Annotated in this window: 16 protein-coding genes; 3 read left to right on the forward strand and 13 right to left on the reverse strand. The window is 42.0% G+C overall.

What is annotated here, in order from left to right; translation table 11 throughout:
- Positions 1-106: 106 nt before the first annotated feature.
- The 5 genes from TOL9009_RS0124275 to TOL9009_RS0124290 form a co-directional block, all read right to left on the reverse strand.
- Positions 107-601 (reverse strand): ureidoglycolate lyase, encoded by a 495-nt coding sequence (locus TOL9009_RS0124275; protein WP_029635354.1) that lies wholly within the window; start codon positions 599-601, stop codon positions 107-109.
- 174 nt (positions 602-775) lie between these two features.
- The gene (gene recA, locus TOL9009_RS0124280; RefSeq protein WP_029635356.1) at positions 776-1,852 is read right to left on the reverse strand and encodes a recombinase RecA; all 1,077 of its coding nucleotides are present in this window, start codon (positions 1,850-1,852) and stop codon (positions 776-778) included.
- Positions 1,853-2,110: 258 nt separating this feature from the next.
- Complete coding sequence (locus TOL9009_RS46140) at positions 2,111-2,311, reverse strand: hypothetical protein (RefSeq protein WP_144238330.1); 201 nt, start codon at positions 2,309-2,311, stop codon at positions 2,111-2,113.
- Entirely contained in the window at positions 2,308-2,709 is a 402-nt protein-coding gene (locus tag TOL9009_RS0124285) for a type II toxin-antitoxin system VapC family toxin (RefSeq protein WP_029635358.1), read from the reverse strand. Before TOL9009_RS0124285 ends, TOL9009_RS46140 begins: the two co-directional genes overlap by 4 nt.
- 5 nt (positions 2,710-2,714) lie before the next feature.
- A complete protein-coding gene (locus TOL9009_RS0124290) occupies positions 2,715-3,008 on the reverse strand; it encodes a hypothetical protein (RefSeq protein ID WP_029635360.1) in 294 nt (97 codons plus the stop codon).
- 385 nt (positions 3,009-3,393) lie between these two features.
- Here TOL9009_RS0124290 and TOL9009_RS0124295 point away from each other — a divergent pair, with 385 nt between their 5' ends.
- Positions 3,394-3,735 (forward strand): hypothetical protein, encoded by a 342-nt coding sequence (locus TOL9009_RS0124295; RefSeq protein ID WP_029635362.1) that lies wholly within the window; start codon positions 3,394-3,396, stop codon positions 3,733-3,735.
- Positions 3,736-3,955: 220 nt separating this feature from the next.
- Here TOL9009_RS0124295 and tkt read toward each other — a convergent pair whose 3' ends face one another.
- From tkt to acpP, 4 genes are all read right to left on the reverse strand, one after another.
- Complete coding sequence (tkt, locus tag TOL9009_RS0124300) at positions 3,956-5,968, reverse strand: transketolase (RefSeq protein ID WP_029635364.1); 2,013 nt, start codon at positions 5,966-5,968, stop codon at positions 3,956-3,958.
- 39 nt (positions 5,969-6,007) lie between these two features.
- Positions 6,008-6,187 carry a hypothetical protein gene (locus TOL9009_RS46145; RefSeq protein WP_144238331.1) on the reverse strand — a complete coding sequence of 60 codons (180 nt, stop codon included), beginning with the start codon at positions 6,185-6,187 and terminating at the stop codon, positions 6,008-6,010.
- A gap of 127 nt (positions 6,188-6,314) precedes the next feature.
- Positions 6,315-7,565 (reverse strand): beta-ketoacyl-ACP synthase II, encoded by a 1,251-nt coding sequence (fabF, locus tag TOL9009_RS0124310; protein WP_029635366.1) that lies wholly within the window; start codon positions 7,563-7,565, stop codon positions 6,315-6,317.
- 200 nt (positions 7,566-7,765) lie between these two features.
- On the reverse strand, positions 7,766-8,026 hold the full coding sequence (acpP, locus tag TOL9009_RS0124315) for an acyl carrier protein (RefSeq protein WP_029635368.1): 261 nt from the start codon (positions 8,024-8,026) through the stop codon (positions 7,766-7,768).
- Positions 8,027-8,046: 20 nt separating this feature from the next.
- On the opposite strand from acpP, the gene TOL9009_RS47710 reads away from it, so the two are divergent.
- Together TOL9009_RS47710 and TOL9009_RS0124320 are read left to right on the forward strand one after the other, a co-directional pair.
- The gene (locus TOL9009_RS47710; protein WP_186227641.1) at positions 8,047-8,223 is read left to right on the forward strand and encodes a hypothetical protein; all 177 of its coding nucleotides are present in this window, start codon (positions 8,047-8,049) and stop codon (positions 8,221-8,223) included.
- A gap of 277 nt (positions 8,224-8,500) precedes the next feature.
- Positions 8,501-9,406, forward strand: coding sequence for a CoB--CoM heterodisulfide reductase iron-sulfur subunit B family protein (locus TOL9009_RS0124320; protein ID WP_029635370.1), 906 nt, complete (start codon positions 8,501-8,503; stop codon positions 9,404-9,406).
- A gap of 174 nt (positions 9,407-9,580) precedes the next feature.
- On the opposite strand, the gene TOL9009_RS40335 is transcribed toward TOL9009_RS0124320, so the two are convergent.
- The 4 genes from TOL9009_RS40335 to TOL9009_RS0124355 all read right to left on the reverse strand — a co-directional run bounded on the left by TOL9009_RS40335 (position 9,581) and on the right by TOL9009_RS0124355 (position 14,634).
- Positions 9,581-10,546 carry a glycosyltransferase family 2 protein gene (locus TOL9009_RS40335; protein WP_051503017.1) on the reverse strand — a complete coding sequence of 322 codons (966 nt, stop codon included), beginning with the start codon at positions 10,544-10,546 and terminating at the stop codon, positions 9,581-9,583.
- 950 nt (positions 10,547-11,496) lie between these two features.
- On the reverse strand, positions 11,497-11,961 hold the full coding sequence (locus TOL9009_RS0124335) for an Hsp20/alpha crystallin family protein (protein ID WP_029635373.1): 465 nt from the start codon (positions 11,959-11,961) through the stop codon (positions 11,497-11,499).
- 444 nt (positions 11,962-12,405) lie between these two features.
- Positions 12,406-13,449 carry a UDP-3-O-(3-hydroxymyristoyl)glucosamine N-acyltransferase gene (gene lpxD / locus TOL9009_RS0124345; RefSeq protein ID WP_029635375.1) on the reverse strand — a complete coding sequence of 348 codons (1,044 nt, stop codon included), beginning with the start codon at positions 13,447-13,449 and terminating at the stop codon, positions 12,406-12,408.
- Positions 13,450-13,713: 264 nt separating this feature from the next.
- On the reverse strand, positions 13,714-14,634 hold the full coding sequence (locus TOL9009_RS0124355) for a glycosyltransferase family 2 protein (protein WP_029635377.1): 921 nt from the start codon (positions 14,632-14,634) through the stop codon (positions 13,714-13,716).
- Between the last annotated feature and the right edge of the window lie 40 nt (positions 14,635-14,674).

Raw genomic sequence — 14,674 nt, forward strand, 5'->3', positions numbered from 1 at the left:
TCTATTAAAAAGAAGTTTGACGCAGAGACAAAGAATAACGCAGAAAAAACATCAAAGCATTACTTTGTTTTAAATCTGCCAAATGACCTGAAAGTAAATTCACTTATTACACCATCTCAAACTCTAATTGATGACTCTTAACAAAATCATGAGTGAAATGATCCATCACATTCGTATCACTCAATTCTAAATTATAAAAATCGACAAACTCATGCTCAAAATATGGTCCTGCGTGCCAAGTTCCCACCTCTAACTTAATAAAACAATTTCCCGGAATGCGGAAAGCTGCAATCTCTTCTAAAGCCGGTTCATCAATACTATTATCAGGAGGACAAACCGCAATTAACCAATCCTTTCCTGACAAAGAACCCAAACATTGAGTGCATTGCATATGGCGAGTAATTTTGTCAAACTTCCGCCCTCGGCGTTGCAACCGCATAATATAAAAGCGGGGAATTCCATTTTGCAGGTTTAACACCACATCTTCAGTATCGTAAGTTTTCCCGTCGTTACTGGCAAAAATAACTTGCCCATAACGACGAAAATTTTCTGGTGTTACCCATTCTGTCTGCAATTGTTGTAGTGTATTTGCTGGACTCATAACAAAATGAAGTATGAATAGTAAAAGCTTTTTCCAATATCATACTTCACAACTTTGGTTTATATTTCAATACCGTTCAGTTAAGCCCCAAATCGTCGTAGAGACGTAGCACTGCTACGTCTCTACAAGAGATCATAATGAGTATCAAAACACGCCCTAGCAATCTTGTAAGTGTTATCCTTCTAATTCTTCGATTTCATCCTCTTCATCTTCCTCTGCCTTCTTCACAGAGTTAGCTGAAACGACAGCCCCCATTTCTAATTTTTCACGAACCTGCTTCTTAATTTGATCAGCAAATTCCGGCTTTTCTTCTAAGTACTTGATGGCGTTGTCTCGACCTTGAGAGATGTTGTCACCGTTGTAGCTATACCATGCTCCTTTGCGAACCAAGACACCAGTTTCTTCTGCTATGTCAACAATACAACCTATGGTAGAAATGCCTTTACCAAAAATAATGTCAAACTCCGCGATTCTAAAAGGCGGCGCTACTTTGTTTTTAGCAACTTTGACTTTGACGCGGTTGCCAAATTCGTCTGTGCCTTTTTTCAAGGTTTGAATTCGACGAATATCCAAACGCACAGAAGCGTAAAACTTTAAGGCATTACCGCCAGTGGTAGTTTCTGGGCTACCGTAAGTGACACCTATTTTTTGCCGCAACTGGTTGATGAAAAGTACAGTGCAACCTGACTTACCTATATTTCCAGTAATTTTACGTAGAGCTTGGCTCATCAATCTCGCTTGCAAACCAACGTGGACATCTCCCATTTCGCCTTCAATTTCAGCGCGGGGAACCAATGCTGCTACCGAGTCGATAACTACAATATCAACAGCAGCGGAGCGAACGAGTTGATCGACAATTTCTAAAGCAGATTCTCCGGTATCAGGTTGAGAAATCAGCAAGTTGTCAATATCAACACCCAATGCCGCAGCATAAGTGGGGTCAAGGGCGTGTTCTGCATCAACATAAGCAGCGATGCCGCCTTCTTTCTGTACTTCGGCGACTGCGTGTAGGGCTACAGTGGTTTTACCAGAACTTTCTGGTCCGTAAATCTCAATTACTCGCCCCTTGGGTAATCCACCGCCTAATGCCAAATCCAGGGTGAGCGCTCCACTAGAAATCGTTTCCACACGCATCCGGGTAGCGTCACCGAGGCGCATGATTGCTCCTTTACCAAAGCTACGCTCAATTTGGGTGAGTACCATGCTGAGGGCTTTTTGCTTCCCTGCATTATCAGTGGTGTTAGTAGCCATTCCTGCCTCTAAATAATATATGGATTTAAGGAGTCTAAATTGGAAATGAGTAGAACAGATATACTATTTTGACATTTTTTAGCCGCGATCGGCTACATAATTTAAGGTGGATTTCCCGGCTATGTCGTTAGAACAACATGCTTTATATTCCCCAACTGGGCTTTTCTTATTTTTTTAAGAGAAGAGCGTGACAAGATTCTAACGCGATCGCCTCTACAAGTCACGAGCTTTGTTTGACTTATTGTCTAAAGCAGGCGTTTAGTTTCCGCCCGATAAGAACCATACTAACTCATAGCGACCCATCAATTCTATGGGATAATGCCCACGTTGATTTGCAGGCGATCGCTCATAGCGACTCCTGAGCATCAGAAGTAAGCAAGGTTCCACTATGAATGAACTGCCAAAACTCTTACCAGTGACGTAGGATACCGCCAAAGACAAAGAAAAAGTAGACTTCACAACCAATTCTCTAGAGTTAGCCCCTCTATTCTCAACATATCAGAGTCATTAGAAACCAGAATTAATCCGCGTGTAATTGCTGTTGCTGCTATCAATATATCGGCATCTTGTATTGGTGTACCTTTTGTCTTTAAATCTGCATGAATTTCGCAAGCTTTTTCTATAATTTCTATATCGTCAATAAATAAAATTTGATATTTTTGGTGAAACAGATTAAATTCTGCTAGCTGACTTGTAGCATTGGCATACAAAAGTGCTCTTTTCACTTCATAGTAAGTTATACAGCTAATAAATACATCTTGCCCTGAACGGCGTGTTTCGCGCAGTTTATTCTCTACAGTTGTATTTTTTCTCTTTAAAATGTAGCTAACAATATTTGTATCCAGTAGATAAGTCACCCTTTCTATCTTCTCTTTACTGCTTCATCGAACATTTTGATTTGCTCTGGAGTTAAATCATTTAACGTACCTGAAATAGCATCTAAGATTAGGATACTATCAATTCTCTTAGTTAAGTCATCATCTTTAATAGCTCTCATTTCTTCCGGAGTAAATTGAGCAAATAATTCTACCAACATTTCAATCATCTCCTGTTTTTTTAATTTTACAAGATATAGACTATTAGCTTTAAATAACTTTTCTACTATTGGTGATATTCGGTTGATAAGTTCGTGATTGTAGCTGGAAATTTCTTGCATAATTGACTCGCTAACTTACTTATGTATTAGATACTGACTTATTTTAACCCGTAGGTTGGGTTACGCTCCACTTAACAATGCGAAAAAACTGGTGAAAAAATTAAGGTTGGGTTGAGACTTTAGACTCAATTTAACCTCAACCTATAGCAATCCGATTTGATTTGGTGAATCATTCGTAGAGGTAAGGGACTAGGGACTGGGGACTGGGAAGAAGGAATAAAAGTGTACTGAGTTTTGTTCAAAAATCAAATATGAGTCCTATATATAATGAATCTTTATTTGAATTACGTATTTCTTGGGTAGCATTACCTCAAAAAATTAAATAAGCTGATTAAAAGAATAAATTTAAAACCCCTGTTTTGAAATATTTTTGGAGGAAAAAGTAATGATATTAGATTTATATAGGCTTGGTAAAGAAATCGCCCAAGATGCCAATAAATTATTCGACAAGACACCCCATAGCGGTAAACATGATTTGGGAGAAACAGTTTTATGTGACAGCTATAATCGTGAGTGGAAAGTAAAGGTTCGCCGCACAGGTAATCGCGGACGCTACCTTAAAATCTATTCCTATCCAGATTACAAACAAAGGCTGAGAGCATCAGCAGATAAATACAAATCGTATTTACAAATTACTTCTGATGAATGGGAGGTTTTTTATCGGACAGCAGGAGGACTACAGGATTCTCGCGCTAGGGCTATTTTAGACAAGTTAGTAGGGATTTAGGGGCGTTGCTGAATTCAGGTATGAATCCGCATATAGAGACGCGATATATCGCGTCTCTACAAGGGTTGTGGAGAACACATATTTAATTTTCAGCAAGCCCTAATTATAATCAATCTTCCTCAGCGTCCCTCCGCGTTCACCTCAGCGCTCCTTTGCGTTAAAAAAAGAGGCAGGCAAGACACCCACCCCTTCAAAAAAAACGAGATTAATTTGTTTCTAATTAGCCCAAAACTTTCTTAGCTGTTGCTAACACATTCTCAACGCTAAAGCCAAATTTCTCCATACAAACACCACCGGGAGCCGAAGCACCAAAGGTATCGATACTAACACAACCGCCTTCCATACCGACATACTTGTGCCAGCCGAAACTAGCGGCAGCTTCTACAGACACGCGCTTGGTAACGGCTTTTGGTAGAATAGACTCTTTATAAGCCGCATCTTGTGCTTCAAACAGTTCCCAAGAAGGCATCGAGACAACACGGACTTTCTTGCCTTCGCTGGTGAGTTTCTCAGCTGCGGTGACGCAAAGGCTCAATTCGGAACCAGTACCAATCAAAATTAACTCTGGTGTACCCTGAGAATCTACCACGGTGTATGCACCCTTGGTCACGCCCTCAATCGATGTACCTGTTAAGTTGGGGACAGCCTGACGGGTAAACGCTAACAAAGTGGGAGCGTTTTCCTTCGACTTCTCGATCGCTACTTTGTAAGCACCAGAACATTCGTTTCCGTCTGCGGGGCGAATCACTGTTAAATTAGGAATTGCTCTCAAAGAAGCGAGAGTTTCAATTGGTTGGTGCGTTGGACCATCTTCACCTTGTCCAATGGAGTCGTGAGTCATCACCCAAATCGAACCCGCTCTGGAGAGGGCAGATAAGCGGATGGCAGCACGCATGTAATCTGTGAAAATCAGGAAGGTGGCACCGTAAGGAATTAATCCCGATTGATGCAGCGCTATACCGTTACAAATGGCGCCCATAGCGTGTTCCCGCACGCCAAAGTGGATGTTGGGGTTTTCGTATTGACCTTTTTGGAAATCGCCAGTGCCTTTGATTTCGGTCAGGTTGGAGTGGGTTAAGTCAGCGGAACCACCAATTAACTCAGGTAAAACTTTTGCTAGTTTGTTAAGGCAGTTTTCTGAGTGTTTGCGGGTGGGTAATCCTTTATCTTCGCTTGTGTAGGTGGGTAGTACCTTGTCCCAACCGTCGGGAAGTTTGCCGCTGATATAACGTTCAAATTGAGCCGCTTCTTCGGCATATTTGGCTTTGTAGTCGGCAAAGGTGTTATTCCACTCAGTTTCGTAGTTAGCACCGCGCTCAACGGCTTTACCCATGTGATTTTTGGCATCTTCTGGGACTACGAAAGGCTCGTATGTCCATTCTAAGTTATTCCGGGTTAGGGCGATTTCATCGCCACCCAACGCTGCACCGTGAATGCCTGCGGTGTTTTGTTTGTTGGGGGAACCGTAACCGATGGTGGTTGTCACCTTAATCATGGTTGGCTTGTCGGTGACAGATTTAGCTTCGGCGATCGCCTTTTCAATTGCGACTAAATCGGTATTACCATCTTCGACATGTAAAACGTGCCAGCCGTATGCTTCAAAGCGCTTGGAAACATCTTCGGTGAATGCTACATCTGTAGAACCATCGATAGAGATGTGGTTGTCGTCGTACAGAGCAATGAGTTTGCCTAATCCCAAGTGTCCTGCGAAAGAACAAGCTTCACCGGAAATGCCTTCCATGTTGCAGCCGTCACCTAAAATTACATAGGTGTAGTGGTCAACGATTTTGGCATCGGGTTTGTTGAATTTAGCGGCTAGGTGCGCTTCTGTCATTGCTAAACCGACTGCGTTGGCAATTCCTTGTCCCAATGGTCCGGTAGTAACTTCTACACCTTCGGTCATGAAGTTTTCTGGATGTCCGGGGGTTTTGGATTCCCACTGACGGAACTGCTTAATGTCTTCAATGCTTACGCTGTCGAAGCCTGTCAAGTATAGCAGGGCATACAGCAACATTGAGCCGTGACCAGCAGACAATACAAAGCGATCGCGATTAAACCACTTGGGATTTTTGGGATTGTACCGCATAAAGCGGTCCCACAGCACAAACGCCATTGGTGCCGCACCCATTGGCAGTCCTGGGTGTCCCGATTTGGCTTTTTCTACGGCATCGATAGCCAAAAAGCGAATCGAGTTAATACAAAGTTCTTCGAGGGATTGGGTTGCAACAGCCATAATCTCTTATATTTAACGACGGTTTAGCACTCACGTAAGCTAATCATTACTGGGGTTGTTTTGGATGATTACCCCAAGCAATATCCTCATCATCCCATTGCCTGCTGACCACAGACAACCGGGATCTCTTGAATTAGAGCGATCAATCAAGCAGATAATCTGGTCAAGCTGAACTCTTAAATCAAAGCAGAATGACATTTTTGATACATTTTGCTCCATTTCTCACTTCTTCCGGTAAAGGAGAAAGGAAAATAACGGGAAAGGAAAAAACCATCCTATTTCTTCCCCTTTACCCCTTTACCCCTCTTCATGAACAAGAGATCCGACCAGCGGCAGATTTTGGATCTTAGCGGTACTTCTTAAAGGCTAGCGTGACATTGTGTCCGCCAAACCCAAAAGAATTGGAAAGTGCCACCTCGACATTCAAATTGCGGCTTGTGTTGGGAACATAATCCAGGTCACACTCTGGATCTGGGTTTTCTAGATTAATTGTCGGGGGAATTTTATCGTTGGCGATCGCTAATACTGTTGCCACGGCTTCAATGCCTCCAGAACCCCCTAACAAATGACCGGTCATGGATTTGGTGGAACTGATTGCTATTTTATAAGCGTGTTCTCCCAAGGCTTTTTTCATGGCGGCGGTTTCTGTCGAATCGTTTGCCTGGGTGCTGGTGCCGTGAGCGTTGATGTAACTTACCATATCTGGAGTTATTCCGCCATCTTTCAATGCTAGTTGGATGGCTCTGGCGGCTCCTTCACCGCCTGGGACGGGGGAAGTAATATGGTACGCATCACAAGTCATGCCGTAGCCGACAATTTCCGCATAAATACGAGCCTTGCGACTTAAGGCGTGTTGCAGCTCTTCTAGAATTAAGATTCCCGCACCTTCACCCATGACAAATCCGTTGCGATCGCGGTCAAATGGACGGCTAGCGTGTGCGGGGTCATCATTCCGACACGAAAGGGCTTTACATGCGGCAAATCCGGCTAGAGACAAGGGTGTAACTGCCGCTTCGCATCCACCGCAAATCATCGCTTGGGCATATCCATTTTGAATTACGCGAAAAGCATCTCCGATGGCATTCGATCCGGCAGCGCAAGCAGTGACGGAGCAGGAATTAGGACCTCTAGCACCAGTATGAATTGCTGTCAACCCCGCTGCCATATTAGCGATCATCATCGGAATCATGAAAGGACTACAGCGATCGGGACCTCGGTTGAGGTAGATCGTTTGTTGGTCTTCCAATACTTTAATGCCGCCAACGCCCGAACCGATGATTACACCTATTTGTTCAGCGTTTAGGTCATTGATGACTAATCCAGAGTCCAAGAGAGCCTGTTTTGCACCCGCAACACCAAATTGGGAAAACCGATCCATGCGCTTGGCTTCTTTGCGCTCCATGTAGTCATGTGGATCGAAGTCTTTCACCTCACCAGCAATGCGGCAATCATGGCTCTGGGCATCAAATAAGGTGATGTAGTCGATGCCATTGCGTCCGCTAATTAATCCGGACCAATATTCGGCTGGTGTTTTACCAATCGGTGTAAGCGCGCCAACACCAGTTACAACAACGCGCTTACGTATAAAATCTGTCATGACGATAGTTAGGGTGGCGAGAAAGCTGCATAAAGGGGGACTGGGGATTGGGGATTGGGCATTGGGGACTGGGGATTGGGCATTGGGCATTGGGCATTGGGTATTGGTAATAATTCTTTTCCTTTCCCCTTTCCCCTTTTCCCTTTTCCCTTTCCTCTCTTCAAGTCCCCAGTCCCTAGTCCCCAGTCCCTAGTCCCCAGTTAGGCGGATGCGGCAACTTTGTTGTTGATGTAGTCTACTGCTTCTTGAACGGTGGTAATTTTTTCGGCAGCTTCATCAGGAATTTCAATATCAAATTCTTCTTCTAAAGCCATTACCAGTTCGACTGTATCTAGGGAATCAGCCTGTAGATCGTTGGCAAAATTGGATTGTGGTTTAATCGTGTCAATATCATCCTCAGCAACGCTAAGTTGCTCGGCGACGATTTTCTTGACCTTTTCAAAAATTTCCGCTTCACTCATAGATAAAAGTCCTTAACCAGTTGCTACGATCCGCCTTTTATGGGCGATGTGGTTTTGAGCATATACATCTTATCGTCAAGCGCGATCGCCCGCACACAGGATTAGGGTTTTTCTTAGGAAAATCAAGAAGTGTGTTTTTCATTCAAGAACAGTTAGGCAACACAATTGAATTGGGCGATCGCACTAAAAAAGTGTAAATGCTTTCCTTGTTCAATTCTCACTCTCATTTTTCCCGATGTCCAAATTTAGATACAAAGCTTTGCCAGCATCACGGACAGGCAATAATAAACAAAAGGGGAAAGGGATGAACATGTCGCCCACAATTCCACTCACTTTTTACCTTCCCCATAAAATTTGGATTATTTCGCCCACAATTCCACTCGCTTTTTACCTTTCCCCCTTCCCCTTTCCCCCTTCCCCTTCTTCATAAAACAGCTATTCTTTAAGGGCAACTACCCTCATAAAATATACTTTATGCTATCTCAGACGCTAAAATACGCTTACTTCCCTGGTTGTGTTGCCCAAGGTGCTTGCCGCGAGTTAAGCTTGTCTACCAAAGCTTTAACTAAAGCTTTGGGCATTGAACTGGTAGAATTGAAAAAGGCTGCTTGCTGCGGTTCTGGCATTTTTAAGGAAGATTCCCAACTTTTGGAAGATACGGTTAATGCCCGAAATATTGCTTTAGCAGAAGAATTAAATTTACCCCTACTCACACATTGTAGCACTTGTCAAGGTGTCATTGGTCATGTTGATGAGCGTTTGAAAGAATGTCAAAAAACAGACCCCCAATACATCGACAAAGTTAATGGCTTTTTGGAAAAAGAAAGCTGTTCCCCTTATCGTGGAACTACTGAAGTTAAACATCTCCTGTATGCTTTAGTGACAGATTACGGTTTAGAGGAAATTCAAAAACGAGTCACCCGTAAGTTGAGTGGGTTAAAATGTGCGGCTTTTTATGGCTGCTATCTTCTCCGCGCTCAAAAATCCATGCCTTATGATGACCCTTTCCAACCGGAAGCGATGGAAAATGTTTTTCGGGCAGTTGGTGCAACACCAATTTATTATCGAGGTCGGACTCAATGTTGCGGATGGCCTCTTTCGAGTTATGCGACTACCCAATCTTTTAAAATGGCGGGGATGCATATTCAAGATGCACTAACATCTGGTGCTGATTGTATTGTTACACCTTGTCCCCTATGTCATTTGAATTTAGATTCTCGTCAGCCTGAGGTGGAAAAAGTCATCGGACAAAAATTAGGTTTGCCGGTGTTACATTTACCGCAGTTGATTGCTTTGGCGTTAGGTATTAGTCCGCAAGAACTCGGTTTAGAAAGGCACATTGTTTCGACTAAGCCAGTGTTGGAGAAATTGGGCTTTTAGTAAGCGTTTTAACGCTGTTTTATTACACTTGCCAGAGAAAACTTGAAATCCTATTTTCAGGTTAATCTACCTGCGCGGACTACAAAAAATAAGCGTTTTTAAGCCCGTGATTAGGCGGGCTTTTTTTTTAGGCAGGCACGACGGACTAGGGTTTTGAAATTTAGGATTACTCTATCAATCAGTTCTAGTCTGAGTACTAGGAACAACCGATAAGGAATTTGACGAATATCTGATGGTACATAAGTACACATAACTTAGGTAACGACTCATTGCTTGAACAGCTACAACAGGCCATCTTCTTAAGGCTCCCACAAAAACTCTCCAATTAAACTTAGCAAAGCAGGTGACAAGCATTTTCCGACTAAAATTATTAGAAAATCCTATTTCCCTAAGTTTGAGCATCACTTCAGGTATATCTGCATATTCTAATGTGACTAGAAGCTTGGGCTTTTGCATAAAATAATGAGTGCCTGCAACACATTCCAAATAATTATCTTTAGTCACTAAAGCACCAGCTTTGGAAGCGCAAAAAGCAGTCCAATATATTTGAACTGCCAAGTTATTTAAACCAGAACTCCAACTTGCTATAGCAGATTTCGCCAAATCTGTTTTGTATATTAAAGCTGTTGTCAGCCCTACCCCTCCAGTACTTTGTTTTACACAAACTTCAAATACCTCTTTACCGTTTGAACTCATTAAATCAGTCTCAATATCAAAGCAACGTTGTTCCAATATTTGACCTGTTTTGGCATCACTTTTGGAAAAGTTTAAAATGATTAATCCTAAATCTGGATATTCGGTTAAAGACTTAACTATGTATGCTATGGAGTTATCAAAAATTTTATCATCATCACTAATTGTCCAAACGAATTTGCTTTTAGCAAATTGAATACAAGAAGCGATGTTTTTGACTGCACCGATATTTTCTTGATTCCTCTTATATTCAAATGTTGTTTGCTGAAAAGCAGATTGCCATTTTTCGACAACCTTTGACGTATCATCAGTTGAACAATTGTCAGAAATAAGAATTTCACACACAGATTCAAAACCTTGAATTGATTGAGATAACCATGCCAGTTGTTGATCGAGTAAATTTGCACGGTTGTAAGTCGGAATAGCAATGGTAAGTAATTGAGTCATAAGTACCTCTCTACTTTTATGTAAGTTTGACGGGTTGAAAAAGTAGTAAAAAAGAGCTGAGACTGGAATTAGAACAAACAATGAAGATATTCAAACAAGATTATAGCGATAAATTGTGTGGTGGCTCTTACGGGGCGAGAAAATAGCCTGAAAAGCTTATTATATGAAGTGTGTAGCAATTTATGGTAATAAAAGATCGGTCTACTTTTGTCAATAAGACCAATAATATTGATAATGTTACCTATATTCTACCAAACGCACTTAAAAAGTCAATTCAATCTGACCGAATACTTGTTGTTAAAAATTGTAAGTAGGTGGACAAAAATATTTACAGTCATTGCGAGCGTAATGAAATGAAGCGTTCGCGAAGCGTCTCCGACAGGAGAAGCAATCCCAGCCCTTGCGATTGCTTGTCTGCGACACGCTCCGCGAACATTTCGCTTCCCTTCTCCTTCTCCTATCGGAGACGCTACGCGAACGGGACGCTTCTCTGCGAGAGGCTTGTCTGCGACACGCTCCGCGAATGCCAACGCGAACGCTGCATTCGCTTCGGACATTGTGTAATTAATTATGTTTACCTACTTAATTAATCTTCTACAATCGATTAAAAAGGTTAGTTTACAAGCTTTGGCTACTGCCCTACCAATACCCATTAAATTTGAAAGCAAATCACACATACTGTAAAACAATACGCTTGGTGTTAAGCATTTTTGGGACTGATTTTAGACCTGTAGAGACGCGAAATTTCGCGTCTCTACATTCGTATTTTGCGCTTAACACCAAGCGTATTGTACTGTAGAGACGTTCCGTCGGAACGTCTCTACGACGGTTGCAATGTTTTTATTACTGTTAAATAAAATAACCGCGATCGCTCTTTTATAATGCAGTGCGATCGCGGGCAAGTTAATTATTTACAAGATTGCAATTAAACAGACTTACATTTTAGTTAATTATGAATTAGGAAGCGCCGTTTTGTCATCTGCCAAGTTAATTTTCACTACTTTGTTTTTGGCTTCTTCGGCTTTAGGCATTGTTAAGATTAAAATGCCATTTTTGAATTCGGCTTTAACTTGGTCATTCTTAATTGCAGTCGGTAGCGGGATTGTCCGTTGGAATTTACCATAACGGAACTCTGAGCGCAAATAACCGCGTTCTTCAGATTTGTTTTCATAGCGAGTTTCACCGGCAATGGAAACTGCTTCCCGTGCTACTTGAATATCTAAATCTTTGCCTTCCAAACCAGGAACTTCGGCGCGTAAAATTAGGTTGTCGTTTGTATCTTCCAACTCAACCGCAGGAGACCAAGTTTTTGTTGTCACTTCTCGGTTATATCCTGCTATTTCATCAAACATTTTATCCATTTGATGCCGCAGAGTTTCCATTTCTTGGAAGGGTTGCCAACGTATTAATGCCATAACTTAACTAACCTCCATTAAATCAGCGTTGTGATTGAAGTAAAAGTTGATTCAAGCTTTAGCAAAAAACAAACAATCAGCTTGTATCTTGTTTTTATCAGGCGCTTTCTTTATCGCCTTTGAGTTTATATTAAAATCAAATCAAAGTTTGATTAGTGAGGGAAACCCTACAACTTGAGTAGTGCTTCCCAGAAATAAGTTAAAAGTTACCAAAAAGGGGAAAAGGGGAAGGGGAAAGGGGGAAAGGGCACAGAATTTAGAACTTTTCCCCACAAGGTATAAAGAAGAATGTTTTTAAACATGGAGAACAAAAAAGAAGATTTTACCAGACACGTAGTGCGTTCTGTCTTGGTGTCTCGTAGAGAGAAAAATCAGCGTCCATGCTTGAAACCCCTGCTTTTAAGTATGGGGTTCCCTTTCCCCTTTCCCCTTTCCCCCTCTTTTTCATTTTTGCCCTAAACGCTGCAATTGTTTGAATGTTTGATACATTTGTGGTAGGCGACTATAAATAGCAGCTACTCTCAAAAAGATTTTGTGAGGCATTGCCGGAGTTCCAGAGACGATTTCTCCTGCGGGAACATCGCTAAGAATTCCTGCTTGGGCAGTAGCGATCGCACCATCACCCATTTTCGCTTGATTGGCTATTCCTGATTGTCCTGCCAAAATAACCCGATTGCCAATTTTGACGCCTCCTGCCATACCAGATTGTCCGGCTATAGCACAATAAGCGCCTATTTGGCAACCGTGTCCTATCTGCACTAAGTTGTCAATTTTAGTGCTGCGCCCTATGCGGGTTTCGCCAACGGATGGACGGTCTATGGCACTGTTGCAACCAATTTCTACGCCATCTTCTAAGACAACATAACCAGATTGTTCCATTTTGAACCAACCGGTGGCAATGGGAACAAAGCCAAAGCCTTCTGAACCGATGACAGCACCACTGTGAATAACGCAATCTGCGCCAATGTGGGCGCGTTCGTGGATGGTACAATTAGCGTGTAAGATGGTGCGATCGCCTATTTTCGCATTTGGATAAACTACTGCATTCGGATGAATGCAGACTTGATTGCCGATTTCTGCTTCTTGCTGAATCACTACATGGGCACCAATGTAAACATCAGTGCCAACTTTTGCAGTGGGGTGAATTATGGCGGTAGGATGTATTTCTGGAGATGGGCGGTATGGTTGATAGAAAAGTGCGATGGATTCCGCAAACATCAAGCGCGGATTTCGTGTGGCTATCCAAACGATACCACGTTCTTGTGCAAGCTTTTGTAATGTTTCGTCTTGAGGTAAAATTAAAGCACTAGCATTGGTCTTGCCAACAAAAGAAGCAAATTTGGGACCTTCTATGTAACTCAGATGACCTGCGATCGCTTCATCAACTGCTGCTACTCCTGTAATTTCGATATCTTCGTCTTTATTAGTTGTGAGGCTGTTGGCTGTGGCACTGTGGCTGAGTTTTTCAACGATTTCGCTAAATTTCATGTTGTTTTTTCAGAAGTCATTTACAAAGGCTAAATATAAATGATTGTGTTCTGTAGATGAAGGTTGCCGTGCGATCGTACTATACTTAGGCAAAGCGCAAGATTGCAGCAGCAAATAGAATCCCTATCAGCAGATAAGATTTATTAATTTGAGAAATACGCATTTTTTTTAATAATTCTTTACTTTCATTAGACATCGACCGAATTTAATGATGCGTTACCTGAACTCAACAGACGTAGCAGTGCTACGTCTCTACATTGTTTTTCATTTCTTGAATAATGCCTTGAAATCCCAGATAACGCGCCGCAGACGTAGATAATAGTGATAAATTAGAGGATGGCGGACGAAAAATAATACATTTTGTAAAGCTTGCCAAACTTCGGTATTTACGAGTTTTTCTTTAACCAAATATCCCTCTAGCCAATTTAAATAATTCGCGTAGCTAGGACTGATATATATGGTATGATATTCTCCGGCTCGCTCTGCTACATAACAAGTAGAATCAGGGTGCTGTCGATATTTATCCCAACAGCCACTCTCAATAAATACGGGGTATTTCAAGCAAATTTTCGCGAAGAAAGCTTGGTCTTCGTACATGCTGCCAAAGCTTTCTTCATGTCCACCAACATCTTCTATGACTTCGCTTTTAATCAGAACTCCACAAGTACCAGGTGTTTCTGCTTTTGTGCGTAAAAAAAGCGACAGCAGATTTGGTGGTTGAATTAATGTATCGGGTTTGACACCAAGTTTTCGGTAGCGATCGCGTCCCAAATCTTCTGGATTACCAGTCCAGCTAAACCACATCTGCGTTGCTCCGTAAACCATCCCGGCTTCGGGGTATGATTGCAAAATTGCGAGCTGTTTTTCTAGTTTTGGTGGTAGCCAGATATCATCAGCGTCTAAAAAGGCGATATAATCTCCTTTGGCTTTGCTCATACCCAGGTTGCGGGAAACACTCTTTCCCAGATTTTGGTGATTTGCATGTTCTAAATAGCGGACTTTTTCGGGATATTGGTCTGCATATTTTTGAGCGATCGCAGTGCTATTATCGGTGGAACCGTCATCTACTAATAATAGTTCCCAGTTTTCATATGTTTGGGCAAGTACGCTTGCGATCGCTTCTGAGATGAATTTTTCAGCGTTTAAGAAAATCATTACACCAGAAATTAATGGTTTGCTATTCATGGCGTTTTTTTTAATAATAAGAGTTTAAACGCAAGGGTAC

Origin of the sequence: [Scytonema hofmanni] UTEX 2349 (assembly GCF_000582685.1) — a bacterium.
In the GTDB taxonomy this organism is placed as follows: Bacteria; Cyanobacteriota; Cyanobacteriia; order Cyanobacteriales; family Nostocaceae; genus Hassallia; species Hassallia hofmanni.

What these genes read in the sequence shown, in the direction of transcription:
- TOL9009_RS46145 (WP_144238331.1), bottom strand. Translation starts at nt 6,187, where the DNA reads ATGGAGCAAAATGTATCAAAAATGTCATTCTGCTTTGATTTAAGAGTT.
- TOL9009_RS0124275 (WP_029635354.1), bottom strand. Translation starts at nt 601, where the DNA reads ATGAGTCCAGCAAATACACTACAACAATTGCAGACAGAATGGGTAACA.
- fabF (WP_029635366.1), bottom strand. Translation starts at nt 7,565, where the DNA reads ATGACAGATTTTATACGTAAGCGCGTTGTTGTAACTGGTGTTGGCGCG.
- acpP (WP_029635368.1), bottom strand. Translation starts at nt 8,026, where the DNA reads ATGAGTGAAGCGGAAATTTTTGAAAAGGTCAAGAAAATCGTCGCCGAG.
- lpxD (WP_029635375.1), bottom strand. Translation starts at nt 13,449, where the DNA reads ATGAAATTTAGCGAAATCGTTGAAAAACTCAGCCACAGTGCCACAGCC.
- tkt (WP_029635364.1), bottom strand. Translation starts at nt 5,968, where the DNA reads ATGGCTGTTGCAACCCAATCCCTCGAAGAACTTTGTATTAACTCGATT.
- TOL9009_RS0124290 (WP_029635360.1), bottom strand. Translation starts at nt 3,008, where the DNA reads ATGCAAGAAATTTCCAGCTACAATCACGAACTTATCAACCGAATATCA.
- TOL9009_RS40335 (WP_051503017.1), bottom strand. Translation starts at nt 10,546, where the DNA reads ATGACTCAATTACTTACCATTGCTATTCCGACTTACAACCGTGCAAAT.
- TOL9009_RS0124320 (WP_029635370.1), top strand. Translation starts at nt 8,501, where the DNA reads ATGCTATCTCAGACGCTAAAATACGCTTACTTCCCTGGTTGTGTTGCC.
- TOL9009_RS0124295 (WP_029635362.1), top strand. Translation starts at nt 3,394, where the DNA reads ATGATATTAGATTTATATAGGCTTGGTAAAGAAATCGCCCAAGATGCC.
- TOL9009_RS0124355 (WP_029635377.1), bottom strand. Translation starts at nt 14,634, where the DNA reads ATGAATAGCAAACCATTAATTTCTGGTGTAATGATTTTCTTAAACGCT.
- TOL9009_RS0124335 (WP_029635373.1), bottom strand. Translation starts at nt 11,961, where the DNA reads ATGGCATTAATACGTTGGCAACCCTTCCAAGAAATGGAAACTCTGCGG.
- recA (WP_029635356.1), bottom strand. Translation starts at nt 1,852, where the DNA reads ATGGCTACTAACACCACTGATAATGCAGGGAAGCAAAAAGCCCTCAGC.